The 1627-nt window shown below is 71.7% G+C and carries 2 protein-coding genes; one reads left to right on the top strand and one right to left on the bottom strand.

From position 1 onward, the window contains the following. The first annotated feature begins 397 nt into the window (after positions 1-397). Positions 398-1369 carry a hypothetical protein gene (locus DQW06_RS11160; RefSeq protein ID WP_013151595.1) on the top strand — a complete coding sequence of 324 codons (972 nt, stop codon included), beginning with the start codon at positions 398-400 and terminating at the stop codon, positions 1367-1369. A gap of 13 nt (positions 1370-1382) precedes the next feature. Here the strand turns inward: DQW06_RS11160 and DQW06_RS11155 are convergent. After that, the coding region (locus DQW06_RS11155) for a hypothetical protein (RefSeq protein WP_157983408.1) at positions 1383-1627 on the bottom strand (245 nt) is incomplete at its 5' end.

Raw genomic sequence — 1627 nt, 5'->3', positions numbered from 1 at the left:
CTCCCGGGAGGAGGGGAGCGGAGGAAGGGGGGAGGGCCGATCCGCGTCGCGCGTGGTGAGCACGCGAACACGCCCGGACAACGTCCCGACCAGCGCAGCTTATCCGGGCATGTCGGGAAGCGGTAGGGCCTGTGGACGACCGCGGCCGCTTGCGGGACCGGTGTGACGGGTGTTCGCCCTGTTGGGACGCGAGATGGCGGAGCGGCGACCGGGGGCCCACGCGCAACGGGTCCCGGGGCCGCGCGACTTCGTAGGAATTGTCTGGCGGTTTTCTGGCGAGTGTGGGGCCCATGACGGGTTCCGCACAGGGAGGATGGACCCTGTCCGACGCGTGTCGAGTCGTGGTGCGTGGTCGGATTCGCACCCATTCCACCGCAGAAGAAGCGAAGGCGAGGACATGAGCGCCCGTAAAGCGATGACCCCCGTCGAACAGGACGAGCTCCTCCGCAGGATCGGGACGGACCTGCTCCGGGCGGCCCCCGACGACTGGGTCAAGCTCCGGCTCGTGTACTCCGGACTGGGCGCCTGCGAGACGGCCCTCTTCGAGGTGATGTTCGAGGGCGGGCGCAGCAGCGGCTGGGTTCCTCCGCTGTCCACCCTGGAGCGGCTGCGGGAGATCCGCACGGGGATGTACGCCGAGGGGACGGGTACCTGGTACACCGCCTACTACGAGATCGACCGGCCCGCGAGCTACCGCGTCCGCTACGACTACGAGAACGAGCCGCACTTCGACGAACCGCGGGAGGACGCCAGCTACCTGCTCGACCTGGAGCACTTCCCCCGCGACGACGAGCACGTCCCCGCCTGGCTGCGGGACCGGCTGGAGGGAGACCGCGTACCCGAGACGCAGGACGGCGGGTCTCCCTGGAGCCTGCTCATCGCCTCGCGTCCCGAGTCGCGGGCACGGATGTCCCCGGGGGACATGACCCCCGAGGAGATGATGGACACCGTCCAGGAGATCGTGGACCGCACCCTCGACGCCGTCCACGGCCCCTGGACGGAGGTGGTCGTCGACTACCGGGGCCTGTTCGGGATCTCCTCGTCACGGGTGAGCGTGCGCAGACCCGACGGCGGCACGGAGTGGGACCTGCTCCTCCCCGAGGTCGGACGGCTGCTGGACCGGCTGCGCACCGGCATGTACCAGCCGGGCAAGGGCACGTGGTTCACCGCCCGCTTCACGGTGCAGGAGTCGCGGGAGATCGGGGCGCACTTCGACCACGACGCCCCGCCCGAGTTCGACGTCGAACCCGACCCCCGCAACTTCCACCAGGACATCCAGCACTTCCCCCGCGGCGCCGACCACCTGCCCGACTGGCTGCTGGACCGGCTCAGCCTGGCCCAGCGCATGATCCGCACCGGGCAGGCCTGAGGGCGTTCCCCGGTCAGGGCATCCGTCGCCGGACGGCCTCCCACGCGTGGACGTCGGCGACGGTGACCTGGAGGTCACCGGACCCCAGGGGCGTCACGGTCGCCGAGCGCACGTACGGGCCGCGGCTCCAGCGGCGCGAGGTGCTGTCCGGGACCGCCGTGGCGCCCAGGCGCCCCAGAGCCCCCGGCTGCCCCGCCAGCAGCCGCAGCCGCCACGTGGCCCGGATCGCGCCGGAGCCGCCGTACCCCGACCCCGTCA

Origin of the sequence: Nocardiopsis sp. TNDT3 (assembly GCF_003427465.1) — a bacterium.
Taxonomy (GTDB): domain Bacteria; phylum Actinomycetota; class Actinomycetes; order Streptosporangiales; family Streptosporangiaceae; genus Nocardiopsis; species Nocardiopsis dassonvillei.
Note: the sequence above shows the minus strand (reverse complement) of the source record. Positions and strands in the feature narration are given on the sequence as shown.